Genomic DNA, 14,418 nt, shown 5'->3' with positions numbered 1-14,418 from the left:
TGATTCAGGAGAAGAATTCATGGCGCTCGAACGCACCCTTTCGATCATCAAACCCGACGCCGTCGCGAAGAACGTGATCGGCCAGATCTACGCTCGCTTCGAGGGCGCGGGCCTGAAGATCGTCGCGGCCCGCATGGCCCACCTTTCGCGCGGCGAAGCAGAGCAGTTCTATGCCGTGCACAAGGCACGCCCGTTCTTCAAGGACCTGGTGGACTTCATGATCTCGGGCCCGGTCATGATCCAGGCGCTCGAAGGCGAGAACGCCATCGCGAAGAACCGCGAGCTGATGGGCGCCACCGACCCGAAGAAGGCCGAGAAGGGCACCATCCGCGCCGATTTCGCCGACAGCATCGATGCCAACGCGGTGCACGGCTCCGACGCGCCGGAAACGGCCGCCGTGGAAGTGTCGTTCTTCTTCCCCGGCATGAACGTCTACTCGCGCTGACAGCGATGAGCGTGGTCAACCTGCTCGATTTCGACCGGGACGGTTTGACCGCGTTCGTCGAACAGCTCGGCGAGAAGCGCTTCCGCGCCACGCAGCTGTTCCGCTGGATCCACCAGAAGGGCGCGTCGGACTTCGACGCCATGTCCGACCTGGCCAAGTCCTTGCGTGACAAGCTGCGCGAACGTGCCGCGGTGCAATCACTTCCCGTGATCAGCGAGCATGTGTCGACCGACGGCACCGTCAAGTGGTTGTTCGACGTCGGCGCCGGCAACGCGATCGAGACGGTTTTCATTCCCGAATCCGACCGCGGCACGCTGTGCGTGTCGTCGCAGGCCGGCTGTGCTGTCGGGTGCCGCTTCTGTTCGACCGGGCACCAGGGCTTCAGCCGCAATCTCTGCACCGGCGAGATCCTCGCGCAGCTCTGGCATGCCGAGCACCAGCTTCGCCGCCGCCTGGGTCTGAAGGAAGGCGAACGCGCCGTCACCAACGTGGTGATGATGGGCATGGGCGAGCCGCTGCAGAACTACGCGGCCCTCGTGCCGGCATTGCGCGCCATGCTCGACGACCACGGCTACGGCTTGTCGCGCCGGCGCGTGACGGTGTCGACCTCCGGCATGGTGGCGATGATCGACCGCCTGCGCGAGGACTGCCCCGTGGCGCTGGCGGTGTCGCTGCATGCGCCGAACGACGCACTGCGCAACGACCTGGTTCCGCTGAACCGCAAGGACGGGATCGAGGCGCTTCTCGACGCCTGCGTGCGCTACCTGCCGGCCGCTCCGCGCGACTTCGTCACCTTCGAATACTGCATGCTCGACGGCGTCAACGACACGCCCGAACTGGCACGGGAGCTGGTGCGCCTGGTCAAGGGCCGCGTGCCATGCAAGGTGAACCTGATTCCATTCAACCCGTTTCCGCAGTCGGGCCTGGTGCGCTCGTCGCCCGAGCGTGTGCAGGCCTTCGCGGCCGTGCTGCTGCGCGCGGGCATCGTGACGACGGTACGAAAGACGCGCGGCGATGACATCGACGCGGCCTGCGGCCAGCTCGCCGGCGAAGTGCAGGATCGCACGCGTGTGCACCAACGGCTGGTGCATGCGCCCGTGAAGGTGGTGCGGCGCATGGCGCCGATGCAGGAGACCAAGGCATGAAGGGCAACGCCCGATTCCTCGCGCGGGTGATCGTCGGCCTGTTCGCCGCGTGGCTGGTCGGCTGCTCGACCACGGTGTCCACGAGCTCCGGGCCGGTCAGCGACGTGCGTGGCAAGCCGGGTGCCCCCGAGGAGGGCGATGCTGCGCGTCGCGCGCAAGTGCGGCTCGAGCTGGCCAGCGCGTACTTCAGCCGCAACCAGATGGATGTGGCGCTCGAAGAGGTCAACCGCTCCATCGCCGCCGACCCGACTGTCGGCGCGGCGCACAACCTGCGCGGCCTCATCCTTGGCAACCTGGGACAGGACAGCCAGGCCGAAGAGAGTTTTCGCCGCGCGCTGGCTCTGAATGCGCGCGACGTCGACGCGATGCAGAACTACGGCTGGTTCCTGTGCCAGCACAAGCGGTATGGTGAGGCCGACGCGCAGTTCACTCAGGCGCTGACCATCCCTCAGCGCCGGGACACGGGGCGCCTCCTGCTCACCCAGGGTGTGTGCCATGCCTTCTCCGGCCAGCTCGAAGAGGCCGAGAAAGCGCTGATGCGCTCGTTCCAGGTCGACCCGGGCAACCCGTCGACCTCGGTCAACCTCGCCGAGGTGCTGCTGCGCCGCGGTGAGCCGGAGCGTGCGCGCTTCCACATCCGTCGCGTCAACAGCAACCCGAACTACATCAGCGCGCAGACGCTGTGGCTGGCCGTGCGCATCGAGCACAAGCTGGGCAACCAGAACGGCGTCACCGAGCTGGGCGCGCAGCTGCGTGCGCGCTATCGTGAATCGCGCGAAGCAGTGGCCTTCGAACGAGGGCAGTTCAATGAGTGAGACGCCCGACAGCGCGCCGCCGACGCCGCCCTCGGTCACCGCCGGCAGCCTGCTGCGCCAGGCCCGGCAGGCCCAGGGCATGCACATCGCCGTGCTGGCCACCGCGATCAAGGTGACGCCGCGCAAGCTCGAGGCGCTCGAGAACGACCGCCTCGACGAGCTGCCCGACGCGACGTTCACCCGAGCGCTCGCGCAGACCGTCTGCCGCACGCTGAAGATCGATCCTGCGCCGGTGCTCGCGCTGCTGCCGCCGCCGCCCGGCCATCGGCTCGAGCAGGTCGGCGAGGGCATCAATGCGCCGTTCCGTGAACGCCCCGGGATGAGCCAGGGTGGCGACTGGTCGCTGCTCGGCTCGCCGGCAGTGTGGGCGCCGCTGTTGTTTCTGGTGCTCGCCGGCATCGTCTACTTCCTGCCGCCCGGCACGCTGACCGTTCCCATCGCGCAGCCTGCGTCTGCACCGGCAGTCTCGGCCGGCCGGGGCGCGAGTGCGCCCGCCGCGGCGCCCACGCCGGCCACGGCTCCGCTGGCAGCGGCGCCCGCGCCGGCGGCGTCCGTCGTCGTCGAGACGGTGCACTCGGTGCCGCCCGCGGCCGTGGACGACGCGGCCAGCGCCGCCACCTCGCCGGGCGCCAGCATGGCCGGCGTGCTGCAACTCCGTGTGGCCGGCGAGTCCTGGGTCGAGGTGCTCGACGCGCGCGGCCAGACCCTGCTGTCGCGGCTCTTGCAGCCTGGCGAGGCGGTCGGCGTCGACGGCGCCATGCCGATGAAGGTCACCATCGGCAATTCGGCCGTGACGCAACTGTCTTTCCGCGGCAAGCCGATCGAGCTGGCCGGCTTCACCCGCGACAACGTCGCCCGGCTGGACCTGAAGTAGCGAGGCCCGAGATGAGCGATCAGCGGATTTCCCTCGACGAGTTCATCGAGCCGGCGCGCCCCGCACAGCGCCATTCGCACCAGGCGCAGGTGCGCTGGGGCTCGCGCATCGTCACCATCGGCGGCGGCGCGCCGGTTCGCGTGCAGTCGATGACCAACACCGACACCGTTGACGCGATCGGCACCGCCATCCAGGTTCAGGAGCTGGCCATCGCCGGCTCGGAGATGGTGCGCATCACCGTCAACACGCCCGAGGCGGCCGAAGCGGTGCCGCACATCCGCGAGCAGCTCGACCGCATGGGCATCGACGTGCCGCTGATCGGCGACTTCCACTACAACGGCCATCGCCTGCTGACCGACTTTCCGGCCTGTGCCGAAGCGCTGTCGAAGTACCGCATCAACCCGGGCAACGTCGGCAAGGGCGACAAGCGAGACCGCCAGTTCGCGCAGATGGTCGAAGCGGCAGCGAAGTTCGACAAGCCGGTGCGCATCGGCGTCAACTGGGGCAGCCTCGACCAGGAACTGCTCGCGCAGCTGATGGATGAGAACGCCAAGCTGCCCGAGCCGCACGAGCCGCAGCAGATCATGTACCGCGCGATCATCATGTCGGCGGTCGAGTCGGCGCGCCGCGCCGAGGAGATCGGCCTGCGGCCCGACCAGATCATCCTGTCGTGCAAGATGTCGGGCGTGCAGGACCTGGTCAGCGTCTACCGCGCGCTCGCCAGGCGCTGCGACTACCCGCTGCACCTGGGCCTGACCGAAGCCGGCATGGGCACCAAGGGCACGGTGGCCTCCACCGCCGCGCTGGCGCTGCTGCTGCAGGACGGCATCGGCGACACCATCCGCGTCAGCCTCACGCCGCAGCCCGGCGAGGCGCGTACGCAGGAGGTGGTGGTGGCGCTGGAGATCCTGCAGTCGTTGGGCCTGCGTTCGTTCAATCCGAGCGTGACCGCCTGCCCGGGCTGCGGCCGCACGACGAGCACCACCTTCCAGGAGCTGGCCAAGCAGATCGACGACTACCTGCGCGCGCAGATGCCGGTGTGGAAGGGCAAGTACCCGGGTGTCGAGACGATGAAGGTCGCGGTGATGGGCTGCATCGTCAATGGCCCGGGCGAGAGCAAGCATGCCGACATCGGCATCAGCCTGCCCGGCACCGGCGAAGCGCCGGCCGCACCGGTGTTCATCGACGGCGAGAAGGCCCTGACCCTGCGCGGCGACGGCATCGTTCAGGAGTTCCACCGCATCGTCGAGGACTACGTCGAGAAGCGCTTCGGCGCCGCGTCAGCGGCCTGAGGCGATACCCCACCGAAGGGTCGGCCGCACGAGCGGCGCTGATCCGCTGCACCACGATTCCATGGCTGAACCGATCCGCGCCGTCAAGGGCATGAACGACATCCTCCCGCCGGATTCCGCCCGGTGGGAGTGGCTCGAGGACAAGATCCGCGCGCTGATGCACCGTTACGGCTACGCCAACGTGCGCACGCCGATCGTCGAGCCGACGGCGCTGTTCGTGCGCGGCCTCGGCGAGGTGACCGACATCGTCGAGAAGGAGATGTATTCCTTCGTCGACTCGATGAATGGCGACCGCCTGTCGCTGCGCCCGGAAAACACCGCCGGCGTGGTGCGCGCCATGACCGAGCACTCGTTCCTGCGCGACGGCGGGCGGCGCCTCTTCTACATCGGCCCGCAGTTCCGCCACGAGCGTCCGCAGAAGGGCCGCTCGCGGCAGTTCCACCAGTTCGGCGCCGAGGCGCTGGGCTACGCCGGCCCGGACGTCGACGCCGAGCTGATCCTGATGCTGCGCGCGCTGTGGCGCGACCTGGGCATCGTCGAAGAACGCGACGTGCGCCTGGAGCTCAACAGCCTGGGCCAGCCGGCCGAGCGCCTGGCGCACCGCGCGGCGCTGATCAAGCACCTCGAGGCGCATGCCGATCAGCTCGATGAAGACGCCAAGCGCCGCCTGCACACCAACCCGCTGCGCATCCTCGACAGCAAGAATCCGGCGATGCAGCCTCTCATCGAGGCGGCGCCGCAGCTGCCGGCATTCCTCGGCGCCGAATCGCTGGCGCACTTCGGTGCCGTGCGTGCCGTGCTCGATGCCGCGGGTCTCGTCTACCGCATCAACCCGCGCCTGGTGCGCGGCATGGACTACTACAACCTCACCGTGTTCGAGTGGGTCACCGACAAGCTCGGTGCCCAGGGCACGGTGTGCGGCGGTGGCCGCTACGACGGCCTGATCGAGCAGCTCGGCGGCAAGCCGGCACCGGCGGTCGGCTTCGGCCTGGGGCTGGAGCGCGTGCTGCTGCTTCTCGAAGAGCTCGGTGTCGCGCCGCCCCCGACGCCGCCGCGTGTCTACGCCGTCGTGCCCTCGGCCACTGCGCTGGTGCCGGCGATGGTGGCCATCGAGGCGCTGCGCGCGGCCGGCATCGCCGTGCAGATGAATGCCGGCTTCACCGGCATGAAGTCGCAGTTCAAGCGCGCCGATGCCAGTGGCGCGCGCTACGCGCTGATCTTCGGTGACGACGAGGTCGCCCGCGGCGAGGTCGCGCTGAAGGACCTTCGCGACGCCGCCGCCCCGCAACGAAGCCTGCCGCTGGCCGGCGCCGCCAACTGGGCGGCCGACCTCGCCACCGCATAATCCCGCCTTTCCGACGTCACCCACCCGCCATGGCCACGCATCTCGATCTCGAAGAACAAGAACAGCTCGACCAGCTGAAGGCTTTCTGGAAGCAGTACGGCAATGCCCTGACCTGGCTGGTGACGCTGGCCCTGGCCGGCTTCGCCGCCTGGAACGGCTGGAACTGGTGGCAGCGCGACCAGGCCGTGAAGGCTGCCGCGATGTTCGACGAGCTCGAGCGCGCCGCCATCGCCGGCGAGGTCAGCAAGGCCGGCGGCATCTTCAACGACATGAAGGAGCGCTTCCCGCGCACCGCCTACGCACAGCAGGGCGGCCTGGTGGCAGCCAAGCTGCAGTTCGAGAAGGGCCAGGCCGATGCCGCCGTGGCCACGCTGGGCTGGGTGGCCGGCAACGCCACCGAGGCCGAGTACCAGACGGTGGCGCGCCTGCGCCTGGCCGGCGTGCTGGCCGACCAGAAGAAGTACGACGAGGCGCTCAAGCAGCTCGACGGCGCAAGCGGCAAGGAGTTCGAGGCGCTGGTGGCCGATCGGCGTGGCGACGTCCTGCTCGCACAAGGCAAGACCGAGGAGGCGAAGGCCGCCTACAAGAAGGCCTGGGACACGATGGACCCGAAGGTCGAGTACCGCCGGCTGATCGACGCCAAGCTCACCTCGCTGGGCGCCGCGCCGCCGGCCGAAGCGCCCAAGACCGCTGGAGCGACGAAGTGAACTGCCGCGCCGCCACGACCGGCCGGCTGCTGGCCGGCGCGCTGGTGCTGCTGCTCGCGGCCTGCTCCAGCGGCCCGGAACGCCCGAAGCCCAAGCCGCTCGAGCCGATCACCGCGCCGATCGCCGGGCGGCAGGTCTGGACCGAGCGCATCGGCGACGTCGGCTTCCCGCTCTCGGTGGCCGTCAACGCGGGTGTGTTCACCGTCGCCGGCAGCGATGGCACCGTGGCCGCCGTGCAGGCGGACACCGGCAAGACGCTCTGGCGCACCAGCGTCGACGGCCGCATCGTCGCCGGTGTGGGCAGCGACGGCCGCTTCGCCGCGGTGGTGACGCGCGAGGGCGACCTGGTCGTGCTCGACGGCGGCAAGCCGGCCTGGCGCAAGCCGATCGGCACCAAGGTGGTGACGGCGCCGCTGGTGGCCGGCGAACGTGTCTTCGTGCTCGGCGTCGACCGCCGCGTGCTCGCCTACGACGTGCTCGACGGCCGCCAGCTCTGGTCGCTGCAGCGTCCGGGTGAGGCCCTGACGCTCGCCCAGGGCGGCGTGGTCGCGGCCTTCAAGGACACGCTGCTGGTCGGGCAGGGCCCGCGCCTGGCCGGCATCGACCCGTTGCGCGGCTCGGTGCGCTGGGAAGTGCCGGTGGCTTCGCCGCGCGGCGCCAACGAGGTGGAGCGCCTGGCCGACCTGGTGGCGCCTGTGCTGCGCCTGGGCGACACCGTCTGCATGCGGGCCTTCCAGTCCGCCGTCGGTTGCGTGAACGCCGAACGCGGCAACCTTCTGTGGTCGCGCGTCATCGGCGGCACCGAGGGCGTGGCCGGCAACGAGCAGGTCATCGTCGGCGCGGATGCGTCGGATCGCCTCACCGCCTGGCGCACGGCGTCCGGCGAGGTGGCCTGGACGTCGGAGCGGCTGATGTACCGCAGCGTGAGTTCTCCGCTGGCGGTCGGCCCGACGGTGGTGTTCGTCGATGGCGAGGGCACGGTGCACTGGATGTCGCTCGACAAGGGCGAGCCGGTGCTGCGACTGTCCACCGACAGCTCGGGAGCGGCAGCGGCGCCGGTCGCTTCCGGCAACACGCTGCTGGTCGTCACGCGCAACGGCGGGCTGCACGCCTTCCGTCCCGAGTGACGCATCGCCACGCGGCGGGAGCCTCGCGTCCATGAAGCCCGTTCTCGCCCTCGTGGGCCGGCCCAACGTGGGCAAGTCCACTTTGTTCAACCGCATGACGAAGAGCCGCGACGCCATCGTCGCCGACTTCGCCGGCCTGACGCGCGACCGCCACTACGGCGACGGCCGCCTGGGCGACCGCGAGTTCATCGTCGTCGATACCGGCGGCTTCGAGCCGACCGCGGAGTCCGGCATCTTCAAGGAGATGGCCAAGCAGACGCGCCAGGCGGTGGCCGAGGCGGATGCGGTGGTTTTCGTGGTCGACGTGCGCGGCGGCCTGTCCGCGCAGGACCATGACATCGCCCGCTTCCTGCGCACCACCGGCAAGAAGGTGGTGCTCGCGGCCAACAAGGCCGAAGGCATGGCGGAGTCGCCGCTGCTCGGCGAGTTCTACGAACTCGGCCTGGGCGAGCCGCACCCGGTGTCGGCCGCGCACGGGCAGGGCGTGCGCAGCCTGATCGAGGCGGCGCTGGCGGACTTTCCCTTCGACGACGAAGACGAGGCACCCGATCAGACCGACGGTCCGATCCGCCTGGCGGTGGCCGGCCGGCCCAACGTCGGCAAGTCCACGCTGATCAACACCTGGCTGGGCGAAGAGCGCCTCGTCGCCTTCGACCTGCCGGGCACGACACGGGACGCGATCCACGTGCCCTTCGAGCGCAACGGCCAGAAGTTCGAACTGATCGACACCGCGGGCCTGCGCCGCAAGGGCAAGGTGTTCGAAGCGATCGAGAAGTTCTCGGTGGTCAAGACGCTGCAGGCCATCGCCGACGCCAACGTGGTGCTGCTGCTGCTCGACGCCACCCAGGGCGTGACCGACCAGGACGCGCACATCGCCGGCTACATCCTCGACAGCGGCCGCGCAGTGGTGATGGCGGTGAACAAGTGGGACGCGGTCGATGACTACCAGAAGCAGACGCTGCAGCGTTCCATCGAGCAGCGCCTGGCCTTCCTGAAGTTCGCGCCGCTGCTGCACATCTCGGCGAAGAAGCGCCAGGGACTGGCGCCGGTGTGGAAGGCGATCGCCGATTCGCACGCCTCGGCCACGCGCAAGATGCCCACGCCGGTGCTGACCCGATTGCTGCTCGAGGCGGTGGAGCACCAGACGCCCAAGCGCGCCGGCATGTTCCGCCCCAAGCTGCGCTACGCGCACCAGGGTGGGATGAACCCGCCGATCATCGTCATCCACGGCAATTCGCTGGAGCACGTGACCGAGTCGTACAAGCGCTACCTGGAAGGGCGCTTCCGCGAGCACTTCAAGCTCGTCGGCACGCCGCTGCGCATCGAAATGCGCTCCTCGCGGAACCCCTTCGACGAGAAGTGATCTGATCGGCTGATCACAAGGTCAATGCGGAGAATCCAGCAGGGCGCGATGGCGCTGTGTTAACGTCTCCGTCCTACGAACTTTCATCACGGAGCATATCGTGAGCAATAAAGGGCAACTCCTACAAGACCCGTTTCTGAACCTGCTGCGCAAGGAGCATGTGCCGGTGTCGATCTATCTCGTCAACGGCATCAAGCTGCAGGGCCACATCGAGTCCTTCGATCAGTATGTGGTGCTGCTCCGGAACACCGTCACGCAGATGGTCTACAAGCACGCGATCTCCACCGTGGTGCCGGGCCGGGCGGTGAACTTCCACGCCAACGAAACGCCCGAGCAGGCTTGAGTTCCGCGGAACCCATCGGCCCGGCGGGCGGCCCTGCACGGGCGATCCTCGTCGGCGTCGACTTCGGCGGGCGTGGCCCGTTCGATGCTTCGCTCGACGAACTCGCGCTGCTGGCCGAATCCGCCGGCGACGTGGCGGTGGCGCGTGTCATCGCGCGGCGCAAGGCGCCCGACGCGGCGCTGTTCGTCGGGTCGGGCAAGGCCGACGAGATCAAGGCGCTGGTGCAAGGCCACCAGGCCGAAGCGGTGCTGTTCGACCAGGCGCTCTCGCCGGCCCAGCAGCGCAACCTCGAGCAGCACCTGGGCGTGGCCGTCGCCGATCGCACCATGCTGATCCTCGAGATCTTCGCCGCCCGGGCGCAGAGCCACGAGGGCAAGCTGCAGGTCGAACTGGCGCGCTTGCAGTACCTGGCCACCCGGCTGGTGCGCCGCTGGAGCCACCTGGAGCGCCAGCAGGGTGGCATCGGCACGCGCGGCGGTCCGGGCGAAGCGCAGATCGAACTCGACCGGCGCATGATCGACGAGCGCATCAAGACGGTGAAGCGCAGGCTCGAGAGCGTCAAGAAGCAGCGCAAGACGCAGCGTCGGGCGCGCGAGCGCAACCAGACCTTCCGTGTCTCGCTGGTGGGCTACACGAACGCCGGCAAGTCCACGCTGTTCAACGCGCTGGTCAAGGCGCGCAGCTACGCGGCCGACCAGCTGTTCGCCACGCTCGACACGACCACGCGGCAGCTCTATCTCGAGGAGGTCGGGCGCGCCGTTTCCCTGTCGGACACCGTCGGCTTCATCCGCGACCTGCCGCACAAGCTGGTCGAGGCCTTCGAGGCCACGCTGCAGGAGGCGGCCGATGCCGACCTGCTGCTGCACGTGGTCGACTGCTCCAGCCCGGTGCTCGACGAGCAGATGGCCGAGGTCGAGCGGGTGCTCGAGGAGATCGGCGCCGGGCAGGTCACCCAGGTGCTGGTGTTCAACAAGCTCGACCGCCTCGAGCCCAGCCAGCGGCCGCGTGTGCTGCGCGACATGATCGAACGTGCCGGCGGGCAGCGTGTGCCGCGCGTTTTCGTCAGTGCCATCGACGGCACCGGCCTGGCCGAGTTGCGCCAGGTGCTGACCGAGGCGGTCGGCGGAACGCTCGATCCCGACTTGAATGCCCCGCACCGGCCCCCAATTGAAGTCGATTCGGCCGGCGAGTCCGCCGCTTCGACGCTTGATCTCCCTTCCACCGGAACCCACGATTCGTTCGCCTCATGATCATGAACCACGCGAATCCCACCTCCACCGGCCCCGTCGAGCGACTGCGCGAGGTCGCCCGAGCGGCTCGCGCGCTGTTTGCCGGTGCCTTCACGGCATCGCGGCGCGCATTGCGCCCTGCCGGCGCCGACCTGAGTCTGGCCAGCGGCGGGCGCAACGACGGACCGCCCGACCTCGACGAACTCTGGCGTGACTTCAACCGCAAGCTCGGCGGCCTGTTCGGCGGCAAGGGCGGCGGCCCGCGCGGTGGCGGCCCATCGGACGACGGCGGCGGCCCGAGCAACTTCCAGCCCGACATGAAGAGCGCCGGCATCGGCGCCGGCCTGATCGCCGGCGTGGTCGCGCTGATCTGGCTGGGCAGCGGCTTCTTCATCGTCCAGGAAGGGCAGCAGGCGGTCGTCACCTCGTTCGGCAAGTTCAGCCACACCGCGGACGCCGGCTTCCAGTGGCGCATGCCGTACCCGTTCCAGGCGCACGAGACGGTCAGCGTGACGCAGTTGCGCTCGCGCGAGGTCGGCCGCAACGTGGTGGTGCAGGCCACTGGCCTGCGCGACTCGTCGATGCTGACGCAGGACGAGAACATCATCGACATCCGCTTCACGGTGCAGTACCGGCTCAAGGATGCGCGCGCCTTCATCTTCGAGAATCGCGACCCCGAAGAAGCGGTGACGCTGGCGGCCGAATCGGCCGTGCGCGAGATCGTCGGCCGCACCAACATCGACGCGGTGCTTTACGAGCAGCGCGACGCCATCGCGGCCGAACTGGTGAAGTCCATCCAGGCCCAGCTCGACAGGCTCAAGGCGGGCATCGTCGTGGCCAACGTCAACATGCAGAGCGTGCAGCCCCCCGAGCAGGTGCAGGCCGCTTTCGAGGACACCCTGAAGGCCGGCCAGGACGGTGATCGCCTGAAGAAGGAAGGCCTGGCCTACGCCAGCGACGTGATCCCGAAGGCGCAGGGCACCGCCGCGCGCTTGCGCGAGGAGGCCGAGGGCTACAAGTCGAGCATCGTGGCGCAGGCGGAAGGTGACGCGCAGCGCTTCAGCCGCGTGCTGACCGAGTACCAGAAGGCGCCGAGCGTGACCCGCGATCGCCTGTACATCGACACGATGCAGCAGGTCTACTCCAACGTCAGCAAGGTGCTGGTGGACAGCCGCGGCAACTCGAACCTGCTGTACCTGCCGCTGGACAAGCTGATGCAACAGGCCGGCGCCGCGCCCGGCACCGCGGCAACGCCCGCAGCCGCGCCAGCCGCCGCCGAGACGACCGTGCCCGCCGCCGCCGCGGCCGATGCGCGTTCGCGCGACGGACAGCGCACGCGTGACCGCGACGGCCGCTGAGCAGCAGGGAGCACAAACACATGAATCGCATTGGACTCATCGTCGGCCTCGTCCTGCTGGCCCTGATGGCGGCAGCCTCCACGCTGTTCGTCGTCGACCAGCGCCAGGTGGCCGTCATCTACGCGCTCGGCGAAATCAAGGAAGTGATCACAGAACCGGGCCTGAAGGTCAAGCTGCCTCCGCCGTTCCAGAACGTCGTGTTCCTCGACCGTCGCATCCAGACGCTGGACAGCCCCGATACGCGGCCGATCTTCACCGCCGAAAAGAAGAGCCTGGTCATCGACTGGCTGGTCAAGTGGCGGGTGTCCGAGCCGCGCCAGTTCATCCGCAACAACGGCACCGACATGCGCAACCTCGAGACGCGCCTGTCGCCGGTCGTGCATGCCGCGTTCAACGAAGAGGTGACCAAGCGAACCGTCGGCGGCGTGCTGTCGATCGAGCGAGACAAGGTCATGCAGGATGTGCGCGCCCGGCTGGAAGACGACGCCAAATCTTTCGGCATCGAGATCCTCGACGTGCGCATCAAGCGCGTGGACTTCGTCGCCAACATCACCGACTCGATCTACAGCCGCATGCGCTCGGAGCGGCAGCAGGTGGCCAACCAGCTGCGTTCCACCGGCGGTGCCGAGGGCGAAAAGATCCGTGCCGATGCCGACCGCCAGCGCCAGGTCATCGTGGCCGAGGCCTACCGGGAAGCGCAGAAGGTCAAGGGCGAGGGCGATGCGAAGGCGTCGGCCATCTTCGCCGAGGCCTTCGGCCGCGACCCGCAGTTCGCGCAGTTCTATCGCAGCCTCGAGGCCTACCGGGCTGCCTTCCGGACCAAGGGCGACGTGATGGTGCTCGACCCGGCCAGCGATTTCTTCAAGGCCATGCGCGGCTCCGCTTCCGCCGCGCCCGCCGCAGCGGCAGCACCGAAGAAGTAGTCGGCCGTGCCCGCAGGCTTCTGGGACGTGCTGCTGGCGGCCTGCGCGCTGATGCTGGTGGTGGAGGGGCTGCTGCCGTTCTTCAGCCCGGGAGGATGGCGGCGGCTCTTCGAGCAGGCCACCCGGATGAGCGACGGGCAGATCCGCTTCCTGGGGCTGTCGAGCATGATGCTGGGCCTCGGGCTGCTGCTGTTGTTCTGGCCGTGAAGCCCGCCTGGGCGGGGCTGATGCGGCCGGTACAATCTGCTTTTTAATCCCCCGCGGTTTTCCCATGTCATCTGCTTGGCTGCTGCCCGAGCACATTGCCGACGTCCTGCCTGCGCAGGCCAGACACATCGAGGAACTGCGGCGCGGTCTGCTCGACGTGGCGCGATCCTTCGGTTGCGAACTGGTCATGCCGCCGCTGATGGAGCACATCGAGTCGCTGCTGTCGGGCACCGGCCGGGACCTCGACCTGAAGACGTTCAAGCTCGTCGATCAGCTCAGCGGACGCACGCTCGGCGTGCGAGCCGATGCGACGCCGCAGGTGGCCCGCATCGACGCCCACCTGCTCAATCGCGCCGGTGTGACCCGTCTGTGCTATTGCGGGCCGGTGCTGCACACCCGACCGTCGGGCATCCAATCGACCCGCGAGCCGCTGCAGTTCGGCGCCGAGATCTATGGCCACGCGGGATTGGAAGCCGATATCGAGGTGCAGGACCTGGCCCTCGATTGCCTGAGCGGCGCCGGCCTGCCGGATCCGGCCCTGGACCTGGCGGATGCGCGCATCGTGCGGGCGCTGCTGGCGGGAGTCGAGCCTGCACGGCGCGCCGACATCCATGCGGCATTGGCCGGCAAGGATGGCAGCCTGCTCACCGACCTGTGCGCCGGCCTGCCCGAGGGCCTGCGCGCGGCATTGCAGGCGCTGCCCTCGCTCTACGGAAGCGAGGACATGCTGGCCGAGGCCCATCGCAAGCTGCCTGACCTGCCGCCGGTGCGCGCCGCACTCGACGATCTGGGCACGCTGGCCCGCCATGCACGCCAGGCGCATCCGCAAGTGCGGGTCGGCTTCGACCTCGCCGACGTGGGTGGTTCGTCGTACTACAGCGGAGCACGCTTCGCCATCTACGCCAAGGGCTCGAGCGACGCCATTGCGCGTGGCGGCCGCTACGACGAGGTCGGCGCGATCTTCGGGCGCAACCGTCCGGCGGTGGGCTTCAGCCTCGACATCAAGGAGCTCGCCCAGCTGGTGCCCGGGCGCGGCGGTCGCCCTGCCGTGCGGGCGCCCTGGTCGGAAGATGCCGGCCTGCGCGTCGCGGTACGTCGCCTGAGGGAGCAGGGCGAGACGGTCGTGTGCGTCCTGCCCGGCCACGAGCACGAAGGCCAGGAGTTCGAGTGCGACCGCGAACTGGTCGCGGTCGCCGGCCAATGGGCGGTGCGCGCGCTGTGAGCGCACGAGCCGCTTCGCGAATC

15 protein-coding genes are annotated in these 14,418 nt (G+C 69.1%); all 15 read left to right on the top strand.

The window, feature by feature from the left end; translation table 11 throughout:
* Positions 1 to 19: 19 nt before the first annotated feature.
* The 15 genes from ndk (at position 20) to HZ992_RS10595 (ending at position 14,395) form a co-directional block, all read left to right on the top strand.
* Positions 20 to 445 (top strand): nucleoside-diphosphate kinase, encoded by a 426-nt coding sequence (gene ndk, locus HZ992_RS10665; protein WP_209386616.1) that lies wholly within the window; start codon positions 20 to 22, stop codon positions 443 to 445.
* Between the two features lie 5 nt (positions 446 to 450).
* Positions 451 to 1,590, top strand: coding sequence for a dual-specificity RNA methyltransferase RlmN (gene rlmN, locus HZ992_RS10660; RefSeq protein ID WP_209386615.1), 1,140 nt, complete (start codon positions 451 to 453; stop codon positions 1,588 to 1,590).
* Positions 1,587 to 2,405, top strand: a complete 819-nt coding sequence (gene pilW / locus HZ992_RS10655; protein ID WP_209386614.1) for a type IV pilus biogenesis/stability protein PilW — start codon at positions 1,587 to 1,589, stop codon at positions 2,403 to 2,405. The genes rlmN and pilW overlap by 4 nt, the downstream gene beginning before the upstream one ends.
* Positions 2,398 to 3,279, top strand: coding sequence for a helix-turn-helix domain-containing protein (locus HZ992_RS10650; protein ID WP_209386613.1), 882 nt, complete (start codon positions 2,398 to 2,400; stop codon positions 3,277 to 3,279). Before pilW ends, HZ992_RS10650 begins: the two co-directional genes overlap by 8 nt.
* Before the next feature lie 11 nt (positions 3,280 to 3,290).
* Positions 3,291 to 4,571, top strand: a complete 1,281-nt coding sequence (gene ispG, locus HZ992_RS10645; RefSeq protein WP_209386612.1) for a flavodoxin-dependent (E)-4-hydroxy-3-methylbut-2-enyl-diphosphate synthase — start codon at positions 3,291 to 3,293, stop codon at positions 4,569 to 4,571.
* Positions 4,572 to 4,632: 61 nt separating this feature from the next.
* Entirely contained in the window at positions 4,633 to 5,916 is a 1,284-nt protein-coding gene (gene hisS, locus HZ992_RS10640) for a histidine--tRNA ligase (RefSeq protein ID WP_209386611.1), read from the top strand.
* A 29-nt stretch (positions 5,917 to 5,945) separates the two neighbouring features.
* The gene (locus tag HZ992_RS10635) at positions 5,946 to 6,623 is read left to right on the top strand and encodes a YfgM family protein (protein ID WP_209386610.1); all 678 of its coding nucleotides are present in this window, start codon (positions 5,946 to 5,948) and stop codon (positions 6,621 to 6,623) included.
* The gene (gene bamB, locus HZ992_RS10630) at positions 6,620 to 7,750 is read left to right on the top strand and encodes an outer membrane protein assembly factor BamB (RefSeq protein ID WP_209386609.1); all 1,131 of its coding nucleotides are present in this window, start codon (positions 6,620 to 6,622) and stop codon (positions 7,748 to 7,750) included. The genes HZ992_RS10635 and bamB overlap by 4 nt, the downstream gene beginning before the upstream one ends.
* 31 nt (positions 7,751 to 7,781) lie before the next feature.
* Positions 7,782 to 9,113 (top strand): ribosome biogenesis GTPase Der, encoded by a 1,332-nt coding sequence (der, locus tag HZ992_RS10625; protein WP_209386608.1) that lies wholly within the window; start codon positions 7,782 to 7,784, stop codon positions 9,111 to 9,113.
* 100 nt (positions 9,114 to 9,213) lie between these two features.
* Positions 9,214 to 9,456, top strand: coding sequence for an RNA chaperone Hfq (hfq, locus tag HZ992_RS10620; RefSeq protein WP_209386607.1), 243 nt, complete (start codon positions 9,214 to 9,216; stop codon positions 9,454 to 9,456).
* Entirely contained in the window at positions 9,453 to 10,706 is a 1,254-nt protein-coding gene (hflX, locus tag HZ992_RS10615; RefSeq protein WP_209386606.1) for a GTPase HflX, read from the top strand. The genes hfq and hflX overlap by 4 nt, the downstream gene beginning before the upstream one ends.
* Positions 10,703 to 12,043 (top strand): FtsH protease activity modulator HflK, encoded by a 1,341-nt coding sequence (gene hflK, locus HZ992_RS10610; protein ID WP_245213427.1) that lies wholly within the window; start codon positions 10,703 to 10,705, stop codon positions 12,041 to 12,043. Before hflX ends, hflK begins: the two co-directional genes overlap by 4 nt.
* Positions 12,044 to 12,063: 20 nt before the next feature.
* Positions 12,064 to 12,966 (top strand): protease modulator HflC, encoded by a 903-nt coding sequence (gene hflC / locus HZ992_RS10605; RefSeq protein WP_209386605.1) that lies wholly within the window; start codon positions 12,064 to 12,066, stop codon positions 12,964 to 12,966.
* A gap of 6 nt (positions 12,967 to 12,972) precedes the next feature.
* The gene (locus HZ992_RS10600) at positions 12,973 to 13,173 is read left to right on the top strand and encodes a DUF2065 domain-containing protein (RefSeq protein WP_371816807.1); all 201 of its coding nucleotides are present in this window, start codon (positions 12,973 to 12,975) and stop codon (positions 13,171 to 13,173) included.
* Between the two features lie 64 nt (positions 13,174 to 13,237).
* A complete protein-coding gene (locus HZ992_RS10595) occupies positions 13,238 to 14,395 on the top strand; it encodes an ATP phosphoribosyltransferase regulatory subunit (protein WP_209386604.1) in 1,158 nt (385 codons plus the stop codon).
* Positions 14,396 to 14,418: the final 23 nt, after the last annotated feature.

Origin of the sequence: Rhizobacter sp. AJA081-3 (genome assembly GCF_017795745.1) — a bacterium.
Classification (GTDB): Bacteria; Pseudomonadota; Gammaproteobacteria; order Burkholderiales; family Burkholderiaceae_C; genus Piscinibacter.
The sequence above is the reverse complement of the archived record's forward strand: the minus strand, read 5'-3'. Positions and strand labels throughout refer to the sequence as shown.

Excerpts from the sequence above, each read along its gene's own strand:
- ndk (WP_209386616.1), top strand. The coding sequence starts at position 20 with ATGGCGCTCGAACGCACCCTTTCGATCATCAAACCCGACGCCGTCGCG.
- rlmN (WP_209386615.1), top strand. The coding sequence starts at position 451 with ATGAGCGTGGTCAACCTGCTCGATTTCGACCGGGACGGTTTGACCGCG.
- pilW (WP_209386614.1), top strand. The coding sequence starts at position 1,587 with ATGAAGGGCAACGCCCGATTCCTCGCGCGGGTGATCGTCGGCCTGTTC.
- HZ992_RS10650 (WP_209386613.1), top strand. The coding sequence starts at position 2,398 with ATGAGTGAGACGCCCGACAGCGCGCCGCCGACGCCGCCCTCGGTCACC.
- ispG (WP_209386612.1), top strand. The coding sequence starts at position 3,291 with ATGAGCGATCAGCGGATTTCCCTCGACGAGTTCATCGAGCCGGCGCGC.
- hisS (WP_209386611.1), top strand. The coding sequence starts at position 4,633 with ATGGCTGAACCGATCCGCGCCGTCAAGGGCATGAACGACATCCTCCCG.
- HZ992_RS10635 (WP_209386610.1), top strand. The coding sequence starts at position 5,946 with ATGGCCACGCATCTCGATCTCGAAGAACAAGAACAGCTCGACCAGCTG.
- der (WP_209386608.1), top strand. The coding sequence starts at position 7,782 with ATGAAGCCCGTTCTCGCCCTCGTGGGCCGGCCCAACGTGGGCAAGTCC.
- hflK (WP_245213427.1), top strand. The coding sequence starts at position 10,703 with ATGATCATGAACCACGCGAATCCCACCTCCACCGGCCCCGTCGAGCGA.
- hflC (WP_209386605.1), top strand. The coding sequence starts at position 12,064 with ATGAATCGCATTGGACTCATCGTCGGCCTCGTCCTGCTGGCCCTGATG.
- HZ992_RS10595 (WP_209386604.1), top strand. The coding sequence starts at position 13,238 with ATGTCATCTGCTTGGCTGCTGCCCGAGCACATTGCCGACGTCCTGCCT.